The organism is Sphingomonas sp. MM-1, assembly GCF_000347675.2.
GTDB lineage: Bacteria > Pseudomonadota > Alphaproteobacteria > Sphingomonadales > Sphingomonadaceae > Sphingomonas_E > Sphingomonas_E fennica.
In genome coordinates, this window is sequence record NC_020561.1 from 3,200,482 (window position 1) to 3,221,064 (window position 20,583).

Consider the following 20,583-nt stretch of genomic DNA (forward strand, 5'->3'; position numbering starts at 1 on the left):
CGGCACGGCGTAAACCTATGGACATGCTCGATGCCCAGAACGCCGCCGCGGCGCCGCCGCCCGTCATCCACCGCGAGGATTACCGGTCGCCCGACTGGCTGGTGCCCGATATCGCGCTGGATTTCACGCTCGATCCCGCCGCCACGCGGGTGAAGGCGCGGTTGAGCGTGACCCGCAACGGCGTGCATCAGCGGCCGCTCAGGCTGGACGGCGACGGGCTGACGCCGGTCGCGGTGCGCATCGATGGCGAGCCGCAGGCCGATGCCTGGCGGATGGACGGCCCGGCGCTGCTGATCGACCTGCCCGGCGACGCGCATGAGATCGAGACCGAGGTGGAGATCGCGCCCGAGGCCAATTCCCAGCTGATGGGGCTTTATGCCTCGGGTGGGAACCTGTGCACCCAGTGCGAGCCGGAGGGCTTCCGCCGCATCACCTTCTTCCCCGACCGGCCGGACGTGCTGAGCCGCTATGTCGTGCGGATGGAGGCGGACAAGGCGCGCTATCCGGTGCTGCTTTCCAATGGCGACCGCACCGGCGGCGGCGATCTGCCGGGCGGGCGGCACTGGGCGGAATGGCGCGATCCCTTCTTCAAGCCGACCTACCTCTTCGCGCTGGTGGCGGCCGACCTCGTCGCCAATCGCGACAGCTTCGCCACCCGATCGGGCAAGCAGGTGGAGCTTGCCATCTGGGTGAAGCCGGACGATCTGCCGCGCACCGAACATGCCATGGCCGCGCTGAAGGCATCGATGGCCTGGGACGAGAAGGTCTATGGCCGCGAATATGACCTTGGCGAATTCAACATCGTCGCGGTCGCCGACTTCAACTTCGGTGCGATGGAGAACAAAAGCCTCAACATCTTCAATTCGCGCTACATCCTGGCCGATCCCGATACGGCGACGGACGTGGATTACGACAATGTTGCGGGCGTGGTGGCACACGAATATTTCCACAACTGGTCCGGCAACCGCGTCACCTGCCGGGACTGGTTCCAGCTTTCGCTGAAGGAAGGCTTCACCGTCTTCCGCGACCAGAGCTTCTCCGCCGATCAGGGATCGGCCGCGGTGAAGCGGATCGAGGACGTCCGCGCGCTCCGCGCCGCGCAATTCCCCGAGGATGCCGGCCCGCTGGCCCATCCGATCCGGCCCGAAAGCTATATCGAGATTTCGAACTTCTACACGGCGACCGTCTACAACAAGGGCGCCGAGGTGATCCGCATGCTCCACACCATATTGGGGCCGGAGAAGTTTCGCGCGGGTTCGGACCTCTATTTCGAGCGGCATGACGGGCAGGCGGCGACCTGCGAGGATTTTGTGACCGCGATGGAGGACGCATCCGGCGTCGACCTCACCCGGTTCCGCCTGTGGTATTCGCAGGCCGGCACGCCGCGCGTGCGGGCGACGCTGACGCACGAGCCGGCCGGCGGACAGGCGCGGCTGACCCTGGAGCAGGAAGTGCCGCCGACGCCGGGGCAGCCCGCCAAGCAGCCGATGCCGATCCCGCTGCGCGTGGCGCTTTACGGCGAGATGACCGGCGAGGTCTTCGGCGGCGAGCGGCTGGTGATGCTGGAGGACCAGCATCAGGAGATATTGTTCGAAGGCATCGGCGAGCGGCCCATCCTGTCGATCAATCGCGGCTTTTCCGCGCCGGTGACGGTGATTTCCGAACGATCGGCCGCCGACCTCGCCTTCCTTTCCGCGCGCGACGACGATCCCTTCGCCCGATATGAGGCGATGCAGCAGCTGATGGTGGATACGCTGGTGGGCGCCGTCGCCAGGGGATCGGCGGATCACCGGCCGGTGATCGATGCCGTGCAGGATACGCTGCGCAATTCGGCGCTGGACGCGGCCTTCATCGCCGAGGCGGTGCTGCTGCCGAGCGAATCCTTCATCGGCGACCAGATGGCGAAGGTCGATCCCGTCGCCATCCATGCCGCGCGCGAGGCGCTGCGCCGCGACCTGGGGCAGGAACTGGAGGACGAGTGGCGCGCCTCCTACGCCAAGACCCACGCCAACCGTTACGAATATACGCCGGCGGCCAAGGGGCTGCGGCGGCTGAAGACGGTGGCGCTGGGCTATCTGGCGGCGAGCGGCGCGGAGGATGCGGCGATCATCGCCCATCGCCAGTTCCGCGATGCCGACAACATGACCGACCGGCAGGGCGCGCTGGCGACGCTGGCCAACAGCCCCTGGCCCGAGCGGGACGAGGCGCTGGCGGCCTTTTACGATCGCTATCGCGACAACGGCCTCGTCATCGACAAATGGTTCACGACGCAGGCGCTGTCCACCCGCGACGATACGGTGGACGCGGTGGAGAAGCTGGCGAAGCATCCCGATTTCACCCTGGCCAACCCCAATCGCATCCGCGCGCTGGTGGGGGCCTTCTCGGTGAACCAGAAGGCGTTCAACGACGCATCCGGGCGTGGATACCGCTTCCTGGCCGATATGGTGCTGGCGGTGGACAAGCTGAACCCGCAGACGGCAGCGAAGCTGGTGCCGCCACTGGGCCGCTGGCGGCGGTTCGACGAGGGCCGCGCCGCGCTGATGCGCAAGGAACTGGAACGGATCGTGGCGACACCGGGGCTGTCGAAGGACGTGTTCGAGCAGGCGTCCAAGAGCCTCGGCTGACCGGACGGCCGCCGGCGCGGGTCAGCCCGCCTGGCGGTCGTCCGGTTTCCTGCGGCGGTGCGGCACCCAGCCTTCCGGGTCCGGGTGGATCAGGATTTCCACGCCCGGAAATTCCGCGCGGAGGCGATCCTCCACCTCCTCCATCACGCGATGGGCCTCGGCGATCGTCATGTCCGGGGCGACATCGGCGTGGAACTGCACGAAATCGCGCGCGCCGCTGGTGCGGGTGCGCAGATCGTGGATGCCGCGCAGCTCCGGGTGGCGGGCGGCGATCGCCAGGAATTGGGCGCGCCGCTCCTCCGGCCATTCCTTGTCCATGAGCTGGTCGATCGCGGCGACCGCCGATCCCCAGGCGCCCCAGGCCAGCCACGCGGCGATCAGCACGCCGAAGGCGGGGTCGGCGCCGGCGATGCCGAGATATTGATCCAGCACGAGGGCGACGATCACCGATCCGTTCAGCAGCAGATCGGACTGGTAGTGAACATTGTCCGCCCGGATCGCGATGCTGCCGGTCTGCGCCAGCACGCGCCGCTGGTAGCTGATGAGGAGGCCCGTCACGGCCAGCGCCAGCAGCGATACGCCGATGCCATATTCGGCATGGGCGCCGTGCCGCCCGTCGATCAGCCGGGTGACGGCCTGCCAGCCGATCGCGGTGGCGGAAACGGTGATGAGCGCGACCTGGAACAGGGCCGCCAGCGCTTCGGCCTTGCCGTGGCCGAAGCGATGATCGTCATCGGCCGGAACGGCGGCGACGCGCACGCCCCACAAGGTGACGAGCGAGGCGAAGAGATCGAGCCCGGTATCCGCGAGCGAGCCCAGCATCGCCACCGAATCGGTGCGCGCGGCGGCATAGCCCTTGAGGGCGAGCAGGAAGCAGGCGGTGGCGACGCTGGCGATCGCCGCCCGCTGGGCGAGCGGGATCGCCTTCACGGATAGAGCATGCCCGTGGTCCAGCCGTCGCCGGTGCGGGTATAGACCAGGCGCTCGTGCAGGCGGTGGGGCCTGTCCTGCCAGAATTCGATCCGTTCGGCCGCGACGCGGAAGCCGGACCAATGCGGCGGGCGGGGGACGTCCTGCCCTTCGAAGCGGGCGGCCATCGCTTCGTAGCGCGCCTCGAACGTCTCGCGATCGGCGAGCGGGCGGGACTGGTCCGACGCCCAGGCGCCGAGCTGCGAATCGCGGCTGCGAGTAGCGAAATAGGCGTCCCCCTCAACATCGCTGACGCGGGAGACATGGCCCTCGATGCGGATCTGGCGGCGCAGCGATTTCCAGTGGAACAGCAGCGCGGCCCTGGGGGTGGCGATCAGCTCGCCCGCCTTGCGGCTTTCGAGGTTGGTGTAGAAAACGAAGCCGCGATCGTCATGCCCCTTGAGCAGCACCATGCGCAGCGACGGCTGCCCGTCCGGCCCGACGGTGGCGACCGCCATGGCGTTGGCATCGTTGGGCTCGCTGGCGCGCGCTTCGGCGAACCAGGCATCGAACAGGGCGAAGGGATCGCGGGATGGCTGCATCATGCGCCCGCCTTAATCGGAATCGGGCCGTAACGGAATGATCCTGCCCGTCCGGGCGAGGCGTTTGCGCGGATCGGCGTTCAGGCGGCCTGCGGACGGGGCCGCGCGCGCCTGATCCATCCCCCGGCGAGGCCGAAGCCCGCCACCATCATCGCCCAGCTTGCCGGTTCGGGAACGGCGCTGATGGTGTAGCTGTAGCGGACGCCGAGCATATCGGGCGCGGCATCGCCGGACGTGACCCCGATCGACCGGATCGTCCCGGTGGCGCGCCCCGCCTGGTGATGCGCGCCATAGGACATGGCGAACGATCCGCCCTTGAGGCCGGCGGCATCCACCGCCGCCGGGAAATGGCCGTCGAAGCTGCCGGGGGCGAACAAGGCGGACGCGCCGAAGATTTCGAACGTTTCGCCTTCGCCCGCCTGGAAGGAGAAATCGAGGCGATCGGCCTGCGCATAGGCCGAATGGAAGATCATTCCGATCGAGCCGAAGTCGATCGATGAAAAGCTTTCGCCCACGCCATCATCAAGCACCCAATCGGTGTCGATGTCCGCCGTCAGCGTCGCCAATCCGCGAAAAGGCACGAAGGCATTGAGATCATAATCGAAGTTTTCGCCGGAAATCGCGAAAGTGAGGTCGTAATGAAGATAGCGTGCCGCGTTCGCGGGTGCCGCCGCACAGCATAAGGCGACCAATAACAACGCTTTGCGCATCAGTCGATTCCCCCGATATTCGGCTTCCATTAACCACAATTATTACCCCGCGCCAATCCTCTCGCGCGGGCGGCTCCGCTTTTTGCCGCGCTGCCGCAAACCGGCCTTGAAACCGGGCGGTTATCCGACGATCCTGCGACGACGGTGAAGCGGCAACGGGCCTGGCGGCCGTTCGGCTGGATGCGGAGACGTGGGGACGATGGCGCAATTGCCGGGCTTGCCGACATGGGGCGAGGGATGGATGGCATCCTATCTGCCGCGCGCGACCGGCGGCGACGTGCTGCGCGGCGATGCCGGCCGGGGCGCGCGCTGGTGGCATCGCCTGCTGGAAGGCATGGCCCAGCTTGCCGACGGCAATCTGAACCAGGTGCAGGATCGCGTGGCCCGGCAGGTGGCCGAGATCGGCATGGCGTTCCGCCTGCCCGGCGAGGCGCATGAGCGGCCCTGGCCGCTTTCCGCCATGCCGTTGCTGATGGGCGAGGACGAATGGCGCGGCCTCGCGCGCGGCATCGCCCAACGGGCGGAGCTGCTGGAAGCGATACTGGACGACATGTTCGGCGCGCAGGCCCTGTTCCGGGACGAGGCGCTGCCCGCGCTTCTCGCCGCCGGCAGCCCGCATTTCTGGCGGACGATGATCGGCGTCGATCCGCCGGGCGGACGGCGGCTGCATACCCTGGCGGTCGATCTCGGCCGCGGGCCGGACGGCGAGTGGCGCGTCCTGGCCGACTATGCCCGCGTGCCGGCCGGCGCCGGCTATGCGCTGGAAAACCGCATGGCGGCATCGCGGGTGATGGGGACGCTCTACACCCGGCTCAACATCGTCCGGCTCGCGCCCTTCTTCTCCGATTTTCGCGAAGGGCTGGCGGCCGCCTGCCGCCGCGCCGATCCGCGCATCGGCCTGCTGACGCCTGGGCGCTTCACCCAGAGCTATCCCGAGCAGGCCCACCTCGCGCGCTATCTGGGCTTCCTGCTGGTGGAGGGCGAGGACCTCGCCGTGCGGGAGAACCAACTCTACGTCCGCACCATCGAGGGGCTGAAGCGGATCGACGCGCTGTGGCGGCGGATGGACACGCGCTTCATCGACCCGCTGGCCTTCGACGCGCAATCGGCGATCGGCGTTCCCGGCCTGATGGATGCGATGACGGCGGGCAACACCGTGGTGCTGAACGCGCCGGGTGCCGGCGTGATCGAATCGCCCGCGCTTTCGGCCTTCCTGCCGGCATTGGCGCGGCGGCTGACCGGCGAGCCGCTGCGCCTGCCCAATATCGCGACCTGGTGGTGCGGGCAGGATCGCGAGCGGGCCTATGTGCTCGCCCATTTCGACGACCTGCTGATCGCACCCGCCTTCGGGGGCGCGCCGCAGGGCCTGCCGGATGGGCGGCCGGTGATCGGCGGCGAGCTGGGCGGCGCGGCGCGGGCGGTGCTGATGGAAGGCATCGCCCGGCGCCCGCAGGATTATGTGGGGCAGGAACTGGTCCACCTTTCGACCATGCCGGCGCTGGCCGATGCGATGCTGGTGCCCCGCCCCTTCATCCTGCGCCTGTTCGCCGCCCGCGACGGGCATGGCGAATGGACGGTGATGCCCGGCGGCTTCGCGCGGCTGGGTCAGGAGCATGACATACGCGCCGCCGGGATCGGGGAGGGGACGCTTTCCGCCGATGTCTGCGTGGTGGCGGACCGGCCGGTGGATGCGGTGACGCTGATGCCGCAGAAGGTGGCGATCCGGCGCAATCCGGGCACCTTGCCCAGCCGCGCGGCGGACAATCTGTTCTGGCTGGGCCGCTATCTGGAACGCGGCGAGGCGACCTTGCGCCTCGTGCGCGCCATGCTGGGCGGCAGCATCGACGTGGATGGCGGCGCGGCGCTGCTGCAGGGCACGATGGACCGGCTGCGCGGGCTGCTCGTCGCGTCCGGCGCGGTATCCGCCGGCGGCGACGGGGCCGCGGATGTGCGGGCGCTGGCCCTGGAGGCGCTCGACGGCGGCGGGCTCGCCTCGGTCCGCGCCCTGCTCGCCACGGTGCGATCGATCGGCGAGGGCACGCGCGACCGGCTTTCCGCCGATGTCTGGCGGCTGATCGATACGCCGGTGCCGGCGGGCGGCGATGCCGGAGCGGCCGATATCCTGATCCGCGCCACCGCGTTGCAGGAGCGCTTCTCGGCGCTGGCCGGGCTGGCGGCGGAGAATATGGGGCGGACGGCGGCCTGGCGGTTCCACGATGTCGGCCGGCGGATCGAGCGGGGGCTGGCGGTGTGCCGGCTGCTCAGGACCTTCGCCTCGGACGAAGCCTCCTCCGACGATCTCACCACTTTATTGGACCTCACGGACAGCCAGATCAGCTATCGCGCGCGCTACATGACCGGCATGTCGCTGGCGCCGGTGCGCGACCTGGTGGCGCTCGATCCGTTCAATCCGCGATCGCTGGCCTTCCAGGTGGAGGTGATCGGTGAGCATCTGAAGGCGCTGCCGGCGCTGCGCGACGACGGCATGGCGGAGGAGCAGCAGTTGCTGGCGATCGAGCTGGGCGGGCTGGTGGCGCTGGCCAAGGCCGAGGCGCTCGGCCCCAATGCGGTGATGGCGTTGGAGAACCGGCTGCTGACCTTGTCGGACGCGATCGGGCGGCGCTATTTCCTGCAGGGCAGCGAGACGCTGCGCGCATCGGGCATGATCCTGGCGTGATGCGCTATGCCGTCACGCACCGCACGCGGTTCGGCTATGACAGCCCGGTCCGCTTCGCGCGCTGCAATTTGCGGCTGGAGCCGATCGCCTGGGACGGCCAGCAGCTCGAGACGCACAGGCTGGAGATCACGCCGCGCCCCCGTCTGTCGTCCGCGCGATCGGGGGGCTATCCGGTCAATGCGATGCGGATGGTGGTGGATCATGCCGCGAACGAGCTGGTGATCGAAAGCCGGTTCCGCATGCGGGTGGACCGGATCGCCCCGGAGCCGCGCGCCGACGATCCCGATCTGGTGACGGTGACGGCGGTGGCGCGCAATTCGGGCGATCTTTCGGCCGTGGGGCCGGCCAATTATCTTTCCGCCTCGCCGATGATCGGGCTGGAGCGCGAGATCGCCGATTGGGCCGCCGCCGATCTGGCGCCGGGCCGGGGCGTGGTGGAGGCGGGCTATGCGCTCGCGCAGCGCATCCATGACGAGTTCCGATATGACGGCAGCGCGACCCTGGCCGATACCCCGCCGATCGACGCCTTCCGCGCGCGGCATGGCGTGTGCCAGGATTTCGCCCAGATCATGATCGCTGCGCTGCGCGGCCATGGCCTGCCGGCGGCCTATGTCAGCGGCTATATCCGCACCATCCCGCCGCCGGGGCAGCCCCGGCTGGTGGGGGCGGACGCCACCCATGCCTGGGTGCTGATCTGGTGCGGGCCGGGGCGCGGCTGGCTGGGCTTCGATCCCACCAACGCCTGCGGCATGGGCAGCGACCATATCGTCACCGCCATCGGCCGCGATTATGGGGACGTATCGCCGATCGACGGCATCTTCCTGGGGCAGGGCGCGCAGCAGATCGATGTTTCGGTGGATGTCGAGCCGCTGGAGGAGTGAAGGCGGGATGGCGCGGCAATCCGCAAGCGCGGCCGCCGGGCATCAGGGGAGGATGCCGATGCGCCGGGAACCATGGCTTATCCGCGCAATTCGCGGCGAATATTTTTCCCTTGCGGGAACCGGACACAGCGCACATCTCCTATGTTGCATTTCAGCAACAGTTGGTGCCGGCGCGCGGCCGGCGTAACGAGTGGACATGGCGGACCTATATTCGAAGCTGGGCGTGGCCCGTGGTGCAAGCGAGGCCGAGATCAAGAAGGCCTATCGCAAGCTGGCCAAGGAACTGCATCCCGACCGCAACAAGGACAAGCCCGACGCGGCCGACAGGTTCGCGGAGGTGACGGCCGCCTACGACCTGCTTTCCGACAAGGACAAGCGCGCCCAATATGATCGCGGCGAGATAGACGAGCAGGGCAATCCGCGCGGCTTCTACGGCGGCGGTTTCGGCGGCGCCGGCACGGGCGGCGGCCATGGCGGCGGCTTTGGCGGCTTTGCCGGCGAGGGCGCGGATTTCGGCGATATCTTCGAAGGCCTGTTCGGCGGCCAGCGGGGCAGGGGCGGCGGCGGCTTCGGCGGTTTCGGCGGCGCGCGGCGCCAGCCCGCCAAGGGCGCCAACATCGCCTATCGCCTGGCCGTGCCGTTCGAGGACGCGGCCGCGCTGAAGCCCCAGCGGGTGACGCTGGCGGACGGCAAGACGATAGACGTGAAGCTGCCGGCGGGCGTGGAGAACGGCACTCAGATGCGGCTGGCCGGCAAGGGCGAGGCCGGCCCCGGCGGCGCGGGCGACGCGATCGTGACCGTGGAGATCAAGCCCCACCGCTTCTTCACCCGCGAGGGCGACGACGTGCGGCTGGACCTGCCGATCACCATCGACGAGGCGGTGCTGGGCGGCAAGGTGCGCGTGCCCACCGTCGACGGGCCGGTGATGATGAACATCCCCAAGGGATCGACATCGGGCAAGGTGCTGCGGCTGGGCGGCAAGGGCTTCACCCGCAAGGATGGATCGCGCGGCAACCAGCTCGTCACCCTGCTGGTCGATCTGCCGCTGGGCGATCCGGATCTGGAAGCCTTTATCGAGGGTTGGAAGGGGAAGGGACGCAACCCGCGACTGGCCTTGGGGGTTTGACCCCCGATAAAGCCGAATAGCGAAAGGGCGGAAACTTGCAGGATGCCTCTCCAGAATCGCCGGAAGCCCGCGCGCTGCGGCCGGCATGGGAAAGGCAGCTCGATCGCGTCCGACCCGGCACCCGCCCTTTCGAGATCGCCCGCCGGGTGATCGTGGGCGTCTATTCGGACGGGTTTATCCACGCCGGCAACCTGGCCTATCTGTCGCTGCTGGCGCTGTTCCCCTTCTTCATCATCCTCGCCGCGCTGGCCCAGATGCTGGGCCGCGAGCCCGACGTGCAGGCGGCCGTCGCCACCTTCCTGAGCACGCTGCCGCCCACGGTGGAAAATCTGCTGCGCAAGCCGATCACCGACGTGCTGGTGGCGCGCGGCACCGGATCGCTCCTCTGGCTGGGCGCGATCGTCGGCCTGTGGACGGTGGGCAGCTTCATCGAGACGATTCGCGATATCCTGCGCCGGGCCTATGGCACGCCTTATTCCAAGGCCTTCTGGCATTACCGGCTGGGATCGATCGGGATCATCATCGTTTCGGTGATCGCCACGCTGGTCGCCTTTTCCATGCAGGTGCTGCTGACGGCGGCCGAGGAGTTCGTCGGCCGGCTGCTGCCCTTCGCGGACAAGGCGATGCTGTGGATCGGCATCTCGCGCATCGCCCCGCTCGTGCTGATGGCGCTGGCGCTCTACTGGCTGATCTATTCGCTCACCCCGTCGAAGTATCGCTTCGCGCCCTGCCCCAAATGGCCGGGCGCGCTGTTCGTCACGCTCTGGTGGATCGGGGTGACGATGGCGCTGCCCCGCGTGCTGGGCCTGCTGGGCGGATATGACCTGACTTATGGCGGCCTGGCGGGCACGATCATCACCCTCTTGTTCTTCTGGCTGGTGGGATTCGGGCTGGTAATCGGCGCGAACATCAACGCAGCACTGGCGGAAACGCCCGAACCGGCGGTAAAGGGGCCTGCGTCACAAGGCTGATGGAGTTAGAATGACAGGCCTGATGGAAGGAAAGAGGGGGCTCATCATGGGCCTCGCCAACGATCGGTCGCTCGCCTGGGGCATCGCCAAGGCGCTGCGCGCGCAGGGCGCCGAGCTGGCCTTCAGCTATCAGGGCGAGGCGCTGGAGCGCCGCGTGCGCCCGCTGGCGGAAGAATTGGGATCGGATTTCCTGATCGATTGCGATGTGGGCGACATGGCCGCGCTCGACACCGCATTCGAAACGCTGGCGGCGCGCTGGCCGACGATCGATTTCGTCGTCCATGCCATCGGCTTTTCGGACAAGAACGAGCTGCGCGGCAAATATGTCGACACCAGCCTCGATAATTTCCTGCTGACGATGAACATATCGGCCTTCAGCCTCGTCGCCGTCACCAAGCGGGCGCGGCCGATGATGCCGAACGGCGGATCGATCCTGACGCTCAGCTATTACGGCGCCGAGAAGGTCGTTCCCCATTATAACGTCATGGGCGTGGCCAAGGCGGCGCTGGAAACGTCGGTGAAATATCTGGCGATGGATCTGGGGCCGGAGAATATCCGCGTCAACGCCATCTCCGCCGGGCCGATAAAGACGCTGGCGGCCTCCGGCATCGGCGATTTCCGCTACATCCTGAAGTGGAACGAGCTGAATTCGCCGCTGCGCCGCAACGTGACGATCGAGGATGTGGGCGGCGCTGGCCTCTACATGCTGTCCGACCTCGCGAGCGGCGTGACCGGCGAAATCCACCATGTCGACGCCGGTTACAACGTGATCGGCATGAAGGCCGAGGACGCGCCGGACATCGCGCTTTCGTGAAGTGCAGCCCTCTCCCTTCGGGGAGGGGGCCGGGGAGGGGGCCGGCGGGGTGGCCCATCTTCCGTTCCAACAGCGGGCGGACTTCCCCTCTCCCAACCCTCCCCCCGGAGGGGAGAGGGCTTTTGTAGATGTCGTTCAACAGCTTCGGCCGCGTTTTCCGTTTCACCACCTGGGGGGAATCCCACGGGCCGGCGCTGGGCGCGGTGGTGGACGGCTGCCCGCCGGGGCTGTCGCTCGACGAAACCGATATCCAGCCCTGGCTCGACAAGCGCCGGCCGGGCACCTCGCGCTTCACCACGCAGCGGCAGGAGCCCGATCGGGTCCGCATCCTGTCCGGCGTGTTCGAAGGCCGCACCACCGGCACGCCGATCAGCCTGATGATCGAGAATGTGGACCAGCGGTCGAAGGATTATTCCGAGGTCGCGCTCGCCTATCGGCCGGGCCATGCCGATTATGCCTATGATGCCAAATACGGTTTCCGCGACTATCGCGGCGGCGGCCGTTCCTCCGCGCGGGAAACCGCCGCGCGGGTGGCGGCGGGCGCGGTGGCGCGGGCAGTGATCCCCGAGGTCCGCATCCGCGCCTATCTGGTCGAGCTGGGCGGCGACGCCATCGATCGCGCGGCGTTCGACGATGCCGAGATCGATCGCAATCCCTTCTTCTGCCCCGATACCGCCGCGGCGGCGCGCTGGGAGGAGATCGTCGACGGAGCGCGCAAGGCGGGATCGTCCGTGGGTGCGATCGTCGAATGCGTGGCGGATGGATTGCCGGCGGGCTGGGGCGCGCCGCTCTATGCCAAGCTGGACAGCGAGCTGGCGGCGGCCTGCATGTCGATCAATGCCGTGAAGGGCGTGGAGATCGGCGACGGCTTCGATGCCGCGCGGCTGACCGGGGAGACCAATGCCGATCCGATGCGCCCCGGCCCGGACGGCAAGCCGATTTTCCTGGCCAACCATGCCGGCGGCGTGGCGGGCGGCATCTCCACCGGCCAGCCGCTGGTGCTGCGCGTGGCGCTGAAGCCCACATCCTCGATCCTGACGCCGGTGGAGACCATCGGGCGGGACGGGCAGGCGGCGGACATCCGCACCAAGGGCCGCCACGACCCCTGCGTCGGTATCCGCGCGGCGCCGGTGGTGGAAGCGATGGTGGCGCTCGTGCTGGCCGACCAGAAGCTGCTCCACCGCGCCCAGTGCGGCTGACGGGGCGGGCGTTTCCGATCGATCAGGGGCGGCGATCGCAGCACGGCGCGCCGCCCTCCTTCAGCCACGGCGCGTCGAACCGGGCGCGCTGGAGCGGCTCGAAGGGGGTGGCCGCCTGATCGAGGATCGCGGCAAGCCGCGCGGTGAGGCCGGCGTGGGCGCGCGAGCGGAGCGGCTGGGTGCAGTCACCGGACATCTTATGATCCTTTGCTGGTCGAAGGCACCCTGAAGATGGGGTTTCGCTTGAGGAAAGACCAATCAGATCAGCGGCGGTTTCCATAAGGACAGCTTATCCATGGGCCATGCCCGGCCGGATCGCGCCGGGGTGAAATGCGCCCTCGCATGAGCGGATCGGCGCTGCTATCCCTGCGCCATGACCGCATCCGCCGAGCCGCTCGACCAGATCATCGAAGCCCCGTTCGACAGCGCCCTTTCCGACCGATATCTCGTCTATGCGCTGTCCACGATCACGGCCCGTTCGCTCCCCGACGTCCGCGACGGGCTGAAGCCGGTCCATCGCCGGCTGCTGTGGGCGATGCGGCTGCTCAGGCTCGATCCGCAGGCCGCCTACAAGAAATGCGCCCGCGTCGTCGGCGACACGATCGGCAAATATCATCCGCATGGCGACCAGTCCGTCTACGACGCGATGGTGCGGCTGGCGCAGGATTTCTCGCTGCGTTACCCGCTGGTCGACGGGCAGGGCAATTTCGGCAATATCGACGGCGATAACGCCGCCGCCTACCGCTATACCGAGGCCCGGCTGGCGCCGCCCGCCATCGACCTGATGGCCGGGCTGGACGAAGGCACCGTCGATTTCCGCGCCACCTATAATGGCGAGGAGGAGGAGCCGGAGGTCTTCCCCGGCCTGTTCCCCAACCTGCTGGCCAATGGCGCGAGCGGCATCGCGGTGGGCATGGCGACATCGATCCCGTCGCATAACGTGGCCGAGCTGATCGACGCCGCGACCCTGCTGATCGACCAGCCCGACGCGCCGGACAGCGATCTGATGCAGTTCGTGAAGGGGCCGGATTTCCCGACCGGCGGCGTGATCGTGGACGGGCCGGCGACGATCGCCGAGGCCTATCTGACCGGGCGGGGCAGCTTCCGCGTGCGGGCGCGCTGGTCGATCGAGGATCAGGGGCGCGGCACCTGGACGGCGGTGATCCACGAAATCCCCTACCAGACGCCCAAGGCCAAGCTGATCGAAGAGATCGCGGCCCTCATCAACGACAAGAAGCTGCCGATCCTGGCCGACGTCCGCGACGAATCGGACGAGGTGGTGCGCATCGTGCTGGAGCCGCGCGCCCGCACCGTCGATCCGCAGGTGCTGATGGACAGCCTGTTCCGGCTGACCGCGCTCGAATCGCGGGTGTCGCTGAACCTCAACGTCCTCGATGCCCAGCGCACGCCGCGGGTGATGAGCCTGAAGCAGGTGCTGGCCGCCTGGCTGGAGCATCAGTTCGAGGTGCTCGTCCGCCGATCACGGCATCGGCTGGCCAAGATCGACGACCGGATCGAGCTGCTCGACGGTTATCTGATCACCTATCTGAACCTCGATCGCGTGATCCAGATCATCCGCGAGGAGGACGAGCCGAAGCCCGTGCTGATGGCGGAGTTCAAGCTTTCCGACCGGCAGGCCGAGGCGATCCTCAACATGCGGCTCAGGTCTCTGCGCAAGCTGGAGGAGATGGAGCTGAAGCGGGAGCGCGACGCGCTGGACGAGGAGCGCAAGGGCCTGGCCGCGCTGATCGACAGCCCGGCGCGCCAGCGCACGCGGATGAAGAAGGACCTGGCGAAGCTGCGCGAGCGCTATGGCCCGGAAACCGATATCGGCCGCCGCCGCACGCTGATCGAGGAAGCGGCGCCCGCGCGCGAGATTCCGCTGGAGGCGATGATCGAGCGCGAGCCGATCACCGTGATCCTTTCCCAGCGCGGCTGGATCCGCGCGATGAAGGGGCATAGCGACCTGGGATCGGCCGACGCGCTGAAATTCAAGGAAGGGGACGGCCCGCTCTTCGCCTTCCACGCCCAGACGACGGACAAGCTGCTGCTGGCGACCGAGACCGGCCGTTTCTACACGCTGGCTGCCGACAAGCTGCCCGGCGGGCGCGGCTTCGGCGAGCCGGTGCGGCTGATGGTGGACCTGGAGAGCGAGGCGCCGCCCGTGGCGCTGCTGCCGGCGAGCGCGGGCGCGCGCCTGCTGCTGGCGTCGTCCGACGGGCGCGGCTTCCTGGGCATCACGGCGGACATCGTGGCCGAGACCCGCAAGGGCAAGCAGGTGATGAACCTGCGCCCCGGCGCGAAGCTGCGCGTCGTCCGCGCGGTGCCGGCGGACGCGGACTATATGGCCGTGATCGGCGAGAACCGGAAGCTGGTGGTGTTCCCCATCCGCGAGATGCCGGAAATGGCGCGCGGGGCGGGCGTGCAATTGCAGCGTTATCGCGACGGTGGCCTTTCCGACGCGCTGGCCTTCCGCTTCGAGGAGGGCCTGAGCTGGGCCATGGGCGGCGAGACCGGGCGGACGCGGACGGAAAGCGACATGACCCCCTGGCGCACCGCGCGGGGCGCGGGCGGGCGGATGCCGCCGATCGGCTTCCCGCGCGACAATCGCTTCGGAAGTTGATACAAGTCACGGAAATCGCGCGATAGGAAGCGTTGCGGCCTAAAGCAGAAATTAACCGTCTCGCTCTATCGCGGGAGAATATGCAGGTCGAGCCGTCTCGCAGCGAATTGGCCGTCTTCACGGACGGAGCGATGGAGCTTGCCCTGTTGCGTGACATGTCAGGCGTGGACCCAATCGGCGAGCGGGCCGCGATCGAGCTGATCCGGCGCGCGCGGGTCGATTATCTGAACGCCCTGCCGATCGCGGCGGCGATCGTTACCCAGAAGCCGGATGGTGCGATCGAGCTGCTCGCCAACGAGCGGTTCGAGATGCTGGATTCGCTTTCCGGCATCATCCCGATCCGCCCCGGCGCGGCCGCCCCCCTGATCGAGCGCGAGCCGCTGAAGCGTGCGCTTCAGACCTTCCTGGCCGGCGACAAGCGGGGCCACGAATTCGGCTGGCAGGATGGCGACGGCGTGGGCGGGCGCCATTTCGTCGTCCGGCTGGGCCGGCTTTCCGCTTATGACGACGGCACGCGGCGCTGCGTGCTTTCGCTGATCGATCGCACCGCCGAGGTGGAGAACGAACGCAGCCTGCGCGCCGAGATGACCCATGACAGCCTGACCGGGCTGCCCAACCGGGTCGCGTTCGGCGAGGCGCTGGACGCGGTGCTGGCCTGCGACGATCCGGTGGGCCACGCCGTGCTGATCGTCGATCTCACCCGGTTCAGCCGCATCAACGAGAGCATGGGATCGATCGCCGGGGACGAGCTGATCATCACCGTCGCGCGCCGGATGGTCGCATCGTTGCGGGCGGGCGACATGCTGGCGCGGATCGGCGGCGACGAATTCGCCATCCTGCTGACCTTGACGGACGGCCCCGGCGACGCCCTGCACGCCGCGCGGCGCATCCAGGCGACGATGACCGCGCCGTTCCGCATTTCGGACCTGGAGATACGGATCGACTGCGCGATCGGCTGCGCGCTGGTGAGCGACCGGGCGGCGGGCGCGGAGGATCTGGTGCGCAACGCCCAGTTCGCGCTGAAACGGGCCAAGGCATCGGGCCGGGTGGAGGTGTATCAGCCCGGCGAGGTAAGCAAGGCGCGGCACCGCTTCAGCCTGGAGACCGAGCTGCGCCGCGCGATCGACAGCGATTCGCTGACCCTGGCCTTCCAGCCGCTGATCAACCTGCAGACCAATCGCGTCGCCGGCTTCGAGGCGCTGGCCCGCTGGGAGCATGAGGCGCTGGGGCTGATATCGCCGACCGAGTTCATCCCGGTCGCGGAAGAATCGGGGCTGATCGTGCCGCTGGGGCGCTGGGCGTTCGAAACGGCCTTGAGCACGCTCGCGCAATGGGATGCCACGCAGGGCGAGGCCGTGCCGATCCATATCGGCGTCAACGTATCCGCCATCCAGCTTGCCCGCGACGATGTTTCGAGCGCGGTGGAAGGGGCGCTCCGCCGCGCCGGGATCACCGGCGAGCGGCTGACGCTGGAGCTGACCGAAAGCTCGATCGTGCAGGACCCGGAACGGGCGACACGCACCTTGCAGGGTTTGAAGGAGCTGGATGCCAAGATCGCCATGGACGATTTCGGCACCGGCTATTCCTCGCTCGCTTATCTCCAGCGCCTGCCGATCGACATATTGAAGATCGACCGCAGCTTCGTGACGGGCATGCTGGGCGACCGCGATTCGGTGGCGATCGTGCGCGCGGTGCTGGGCCTGGCCGATGCGCTGGGCATGGATACCACCGCCGAGGGGGTGGAGACGTTCGAGCTGGCGCAGACGCTGGCGGCGCTGGGATGCAGCTGCGGCCAGGGCTTCTACTTCGCCCGCCCGCTCGCCGCCGATGAGGCGCTGGCTTACTGGCGTTCGCGCAACGCCTGATCGACCGCGGCCTGTGCCGCGCGGGCGGCCCATTCGCCATCGGGGAAACCCGCCGCCATCCAATCGCGCTCGATCGCCTGCAATGCCGCCGCCACCTGCGGGCCGGGGCGCAGGCCGAGCTTGACGAGATCGCCGCCCCTGAGCGGGAATGTCGGCCGATGCCAGCCGTCGAGCGCGGCGAGCGCGGCCGCCAGCTCGGCATCGCTCATGTCCGAAAGCAGCAGCAGATCGACCGCCGCGTCGGGATGGCGATAGGCGAGCGGGATCGGCGCCGTTTCCGGGGCGGGCGGGGCAGCGAGCAGCTCGATCCGCGCGCGCATCGCGTTGGACAGGCGCAGCCGCGATGCCACCTGCGCGGCGAGGGCCGGATCGCGCGGCAGCAGCGCGGCCAGCCGGCGCACGGGATCGGGCCGGGCCCCCGATCGCGTTTCCCTGTCGATCAGCCGCGTAAGCCGGGCGACGCCTTCCTCCCCGATTTCGGGCAGCACCGGCCGGAAGATGCCGTGGGCGTGCATCAGCGCCACCGTGGGCGCGGGATCGGGAAGCGCGAGCAGCTTCAGAAGCTCGTCGGCGATGCGCTCGCGCGAAAGCGCCATCAGGTCGTTCGCGCGATCCGCGCAGGCGGCGAGACCGGGGCCGTCCGGGGCGCCGCGCCCGAAGCGGGCATGGAAGCGGAAGAAACGCAGGATGCGCAGATGATCCTCGGCGATTCGCATCAGGGGATCGCCGATGAAGCGCACATGGCCTTCGGCCAGATCCCCGACGCCGCCGAAATAATCGATCACCTCGCCGGATGACGGATCGGCGAACAGCGCGTTGATCGTGAAATCACGGCGGGCGGCATCCTCGCGCCAATCATCGGTGAAGGCGACGGTGGCGCGGCGACCGTCGGTGGAAACGTCGCGCCGGAGCGTCGTCACCTCGATCGTGGACCCCGGCAGGACGGCGGTGACGGTGCCGTGGGCGATGCCGGTGGGCACGGCCTTGAAGCCCGCCTTGCGGACGCGGGCGATCACCTCGTCCGGCAGCAGCCGCGTCGCGCAATCGACGTCGGATACGGCAAGCCCCAGCAGCGTATCGCGCACTGCGCCGCCGACATAGCGGATGGCGCCTTCGTCCGCGCCCAGTGCGGCAAGCAGATCGACGAGGCCGGCGCCGTGGCGCCAGGCCGCATCCGGCAGCAGCGTCGTCATAGCGGATAAGCGAGCCGGCGGCCGAGATTGACGAGCATCGCGGCGGTGGCGCCCCAGATGCGGCGGTCCTGCCAGGTGATCTCGAAATAGCGGCGCTCGCGCCCCTGCCACTCCACGGCCTGCTCGATATGGTTGGACGGCTCGAGCAGATAGGCCAGCGGCACCTCGAAGATGTCGGCGACCTCGGCGGGCTGGGGGACGAGCGGCAGATCGGGCGGCACGACGCCGATCACCGGCGTCACTTCATAGCCGGTGATGGTGCGATAGCGATCGGCCGTGCCCACCACGTCCACCCGCGCGCGGGGCATGCCGATCTCCTCCTCCGCCTCGCGCAGCGCCGCGCCGACGACGCCGTCGTCCCCCGGATCGACCCGGCCGCCGGGAAAGGCGATCTGGCCGGCATGGCGGCGCATCGTTTCGGGGCGCAGGATCATCAATATCGTCGGCTCGGGACGATCGACGAAGGGCACCAGCACGGCGGCGGGCACGATCGGCTCGCCCGCCCGCAGGGCGAAATCGCCGTCGTCATGCTCCAGCAGCACCGGCGCCAGGGCCTGCCCGTCCCGCAATGCGGCGCGGAGCCGTTCGCTCAAGGTCATCATTCGGACTCCAGCGGGAAGAAGCGGCCATTGCTCCAGAGACCGAGCGGTTCGCCCGCCTCCTCGATCGCGATGGCGGCGAGCTCATAATAGACCGGGCGCGCCACCAGCGCCTCCAGCCCGCCGCGCACGGCGAGATAGGGGTGGGGGCCATCGCCCTTGTCCTCGAAGCGCAGCGGATGGTCCTCGCCGGCGACGACGATGTCGCCGGTGTTGAGGCGGAAGGCGAGGCTGCGATCGCGCCCGGTGCCCTCGGTCTTCAGCTCCACGGCGATGAAGGCCGCATCCTCGACATCAATGTCGAGCTTCTCGACCGGGGTGACGAGGACGTGCCGGCCATCGGGCTCGCGCCGGAGGATGCTGGCGAACAGGCGCACCATCGCTTCCCGCCCGATCGGCGATCCCTGGTGGAACCAGGTGCCGTCGCGGGCGATGCGCATGTCGCTGTGCCCGCAATGCGCCGGATTCCATTTCTCGACCGGCGGCAGCTTCCGCTCGGCCGCGAGGCGGGCGATCTCGGCGAGCGAAAGGCCGGTCAGGTCCTCGGGCGGGGGGCTCGTTTCGGGCATGGCGACCCGATTAGGCCATCCTCGCCTTCAGCGCAAAGCCGCCGCCGCCTCCTGCCGCGGCCGGAGCGTTCCGCGCTCGGGAAGAGGGGCGGGGCCGCGCAGCCGCGCGAGCAGGCGGTGGCGCTCCACCGGGCCGGGCACGTCCCAGCCGCCGGTCCGGTCGGCGGAAAAGCCGAAGAAGCGCTCATAATATTCGGGGTCGCCGATCAGGACGAGCGCATCGGCATGGCCGGCATCGGCGGCCGCGAGCATCGCTTCCATCAGCATGCGGCCGATACCGTCCTTCTGCCGATCGGGCCGCACGGCGACAGGCCCCACCAGCACCATCGGCACGATGCGGCCATCCTCCGCCGCCAGCTCGACCGGCCAGCACTGGATCGTGCCGACCAGCTCGCCCGATTCGAAAGCCGCCAGCGACAGGGCCGGAATCTGCTCCGTCCCGCTTCGCAGCCGATAGGCGGTGCGGCCATGCCGATCGGTGCCGAAGGCGGCATCCAGCAATTGTTCGATGGCGGCGGGCGCGGCGGCGGCGATCGGAGCGAGCGTGATCAATCCTGGGGGGAGCTTTCCATGCTTCAGGTTTCGATTGCGCGCGCCCTTAGTGGTTCCGCCGCGAAAGGAAAGCGCGAATCGACTTGGGGAGGATGGAGGCGATTCGCGCCGGACGCCTTTTCCACAGCGTTCGTGGAAAGGGTTGTGGATAAGCCTGTGAGGGTGACGGGACTGGCAAGCCCCGCCTTGCCCGTGCCCGACTTGCCCGATTTTCAGGCAGCGGCTACCGCGTCCCCGAACCAAGCGAGATTTCCCACATGACCACCGCACCGATCCTCGACGGACTCGTTCCGGCATCCCTCGCGCCGAAGAAACGGCGCATCTTCCTTGAGGATTTCGACCTGCCGGTCGACATCGGCTTCCACGATTTCGAGGTCGGCAATCCGCAGCGCCTGCTGGTGACGGTGGAAGTGTGGATCGACGAGGCGAGCTTCGCGGCCGAGGACAATGTGTCCGCCGCGTGGAATTACGATTTCCTGCGCACCGAGATCGGCCGGCTGGCGAACAGCCGGCGGTTCAACCTGCAGGAGACGCTGGCGCGCGCCATCTACGATCTGATCGCGGCGCGCGCCGGGGTCACGGGCCTTCGGGTTTCCACGCGCAAGCCCGATATCTATGCCGATTGCGCGGCCGTCGGCGTGGAATTGTCCTCTTTTTAGGCAGTGGCCT

General features: G+C 68.6%; 18 protein-coding genes. 10 read left to right on the forward strand and 8 right to left on the reverse strand.

All coding sequences use genetic code 11. The features are described 5' to 3' along the window. The first annotated feature begins 23 nt into the window (after positions 1–23). Positions 24–2,624, forward strand: coding sequence for an aminopeptidase N (pepN, locus tag G432_RS15320; RefSeq protein WP_041865463.1), 2,601 nt, complete (start codon positions 24–26; stop codon positions 2,622–2,624). A gap of 21 nt (positions 2,625–2,645) precedes the next feature. Here pepN and G432_RS15325 read toward each other — a convergent pair whose 3' ends face one another. The 3 genes from G432_RS15325 to G432_RS24130 form a co-directional block, all read right to left on the reverse strand. Then, a complete protein-coding gene (locus tag G432_RS15325) occupies positions 2,646–3,554 on the reverse strand; it encodes a cation diffusion facilitator family transporter (RefSeq protein ID WP_015459723.1) in 909 nt (302 codons plus the stop codon). Next, positions 3,551–4,138, reverse strand: coding sequence for a pyridoxamine 5'-phosphate oxidase (gene pdxH / locus G432_RS15330; protein WP_015459724.1), 588 nt, complete (start codon positions 4,136–4,138; stop codon positions 3,551–3,553). The genes G432_RS15325 and pdxH overlap by 4 nt, the downstream gene beginning before the upstream one ends. A 77-nt stretch (positions 4,139–4,215) precedes the next feature. Continuing rightward, positions 4,216–4,845 (reverse strand): PEPxxWA-CTERM sorting domain-containing protein, encoded by a 630-nt coding sequence (locus G432_RS24130; protein ID WP_236626793.1) that lies wholly within the window; start codon positions 4,843–4,845, stop codon positions 4,216–4,218. A 199-nt stretch (positions 4,846–5,044) separates the two neighbouring features. Here G432_RS24130 and G432_RS15340 point away from each other — a divergent pair, with 199 nt between their 5' ends. The 6 genes from G432_RS15340 (at position 5,045) to aroC (ending at position 12,513) form a co-directional block, all read left to right on the forward strand. Further along, on the forward strand, positions 5,045–7,522 hold the full coding sequence (locus G432_RS15340) for a circularly permuted type 2 ATP-grasp protein (protein ID WP_051128753.1): 2,478 nt from the start codon (positions 5,045–5,047) through the stop codon (positions 7,520–7,522). Beyond that, positions 7,522–8,403 carry a transglutaminase family protein gene (locus G432_RS15345; RefSeq protein ID WP_015459727.1) on the forward strand — a complete coding sequence of 294 codons (882 nt, stop codon included), beginning with the start codon at positions 7,522–7,524 and terminating at the stop codon, positions 8,401–8,403. Before G432_RS15340 ends, G432_RS15345 begins: the two co-directional genes overlap by 1 nt. Before the next feature lie 196 nt (positions 8,404–8,599). Next, positions 8,600–9,529: a DnaJ C-terminal domain-containing protein gene (locus G432_RS15350; RefSeq protein WP_015459728.1), complete on the forward strand. Its 930-nt coding sequence runs from the start codon at positions 8,600–8,602 to the stop codon at positions 9,527–9,529. A gap of 35 nt (positions 9,530–9,564) precedes the next feature. Beyond that, complete coding sequence (locus G432_RS15355) at positions 9,565–10,500, forward strand: YihY/virulence factor BrkB family protein (RefSeq protein WP_015459729.1); 936 nt, start codon at positions 9,565–9,567, stop codon at positions 10,498–10,500. Positions 10,501–10,510: 10 nt separating this feature from the next. Next, a complete protein-coding gene (fabI, locus tag G432_RS15360) occupies positions 10,511–11,314 on the forward strand; it encodes an enoyl-ACP reductase FabI (RefSeq protein ID WP_015459730.1) in 804 nt (267 codons plus the stop codon). Between the two features lie 128 nt (positions 11,315–11,442). Continuing rightward, entirely contained in the window at positions 11,443–12,513 is a 1,071-nt protein-coding gene (aroC, locus tag G432_RS15365) for a chorismate synthase (RefSeq protein WP_015459731.1), read from the forward strand. A gap of 22 nt (positions 12,514–12,535) precedes the next feature. Here the strand turns inward: aroC and G432_RS23780 are convergent, their stop codons facing one another. Beyond that, positions 12,536–12,709, reverse strand: coding sequence for a hypothetical protein (locus tag G432_RS23780; RefSeq protein ID WP_187294006.1), 174 nt, complete (start codon positions 12,707–12,709; stop codon positions 12,536–12,538). Between the two features lie 177 nt (positions 12,710–12,886). Here G432_RS23780 and parC point away from each other — a divergent pair, with 177 nt between their 5' ends. Then, complete coding sequence (gene parC, locus G432_RS15370) at positions 12,887–15,136, forward strand: DNA topoisomerase IV subunit A (protein ID WP_015459732.1); 2,250 nt, start codon at positions 12,887–12,889, stop codon at positions 15,134–15,136. Between the two features lie 80 nt (positions 15,137–15,216). After that, a complete protein-coding gene (locus G432_RS15375; protein WP_015459733.1) occupies positions 15,217–17,001 on the forward strand; it encodes a putative bifunctional diguanylate cyclase/phosphodiesterase in 1,785 nt (594 codons plus the stop codon). Here the strand turns inward: G432_RS15375 and G432_RS15380 are convergent. Genes G432_RS15380 through G432_RS15395 form a run of 4 tightly spaced genes read right to left on the reverse strand, consistent with a single transcriptional unit; the run spans position 16,977 to position 19,914 of the window. Beyond that, the gene (locus G432_RS15380; protein WP_015459734.1) at positions 16,977–18,194 is read right to left on the reverse strand and encodes a CCA tRNA nucleotidyltransferase; all 1,218 of its coding nucleotides are present in this window, start codon (positions 18,192–18,194) and stop codon (positions 16,977–16,979) included. The two genes, G432_RS15375 and G432_RS15380, sit on opposite strands and share 25 nt — an antisense overlap. Then, on the reverse strand, positions 18,191–18,793 hold the full coding sequence (locus G432_RS15385) for a CoA pyrophosphatase (RefSeq protein ID WP_015459735.1): 603 nt from the start codon (positions 18,791–18,793) through the stop codon (positions 18,191–18,193). The genes G432_RS15380 and G432_RS15385 overlap by 4 nt, the downstream gene beginning before the upstream one ends. Next, positions 18,793–19,362, reverse strand: coding sequence for a DUF1285 domain-containing protein (locus G432_RS15390; RefSeq protein ID WP_015459736.1), 570 nt, complete (start codon positions 19,360–19,362; stop codon positions 18,793–18,795). The genes G432_RS15385 and G432_RS15390 overlap by 1 nt, the downstream gene beginning before the upstream one ends. Positions 19,363–19,389: 27 nt before the next feature. Continuing rightward, the gene (locus G432_RS15395; protein WP_015459737.1) at positions 19,390–19,914 is read right to left on the reverse strand and encodes a GNAT family N-acetyltransferase; all 525 of its coding nucleotides are present in this window, start codon (positions 19,912–19,914) and stop codon (positions 19,390–19,392) included. 257 nt (positions 19,915–20,171) lie between these two features. Here G432_RS15395 and G432_RS15400 point away from each other — a divergent pair, with 257 nt between their 5' ends. Beyond that, positions 20,172–20,573, forward strand: a complete 402-nt coding sequence (locus G432_RS15400) for a dihydroneopterin aldolase (RefSeq protein WP_015459738.1) — start codon at positions 20,172–20,174, stop codon at positions 20,571–20,573. Positions 20,574–20,583: the final 10 nt, after the last annotated feature.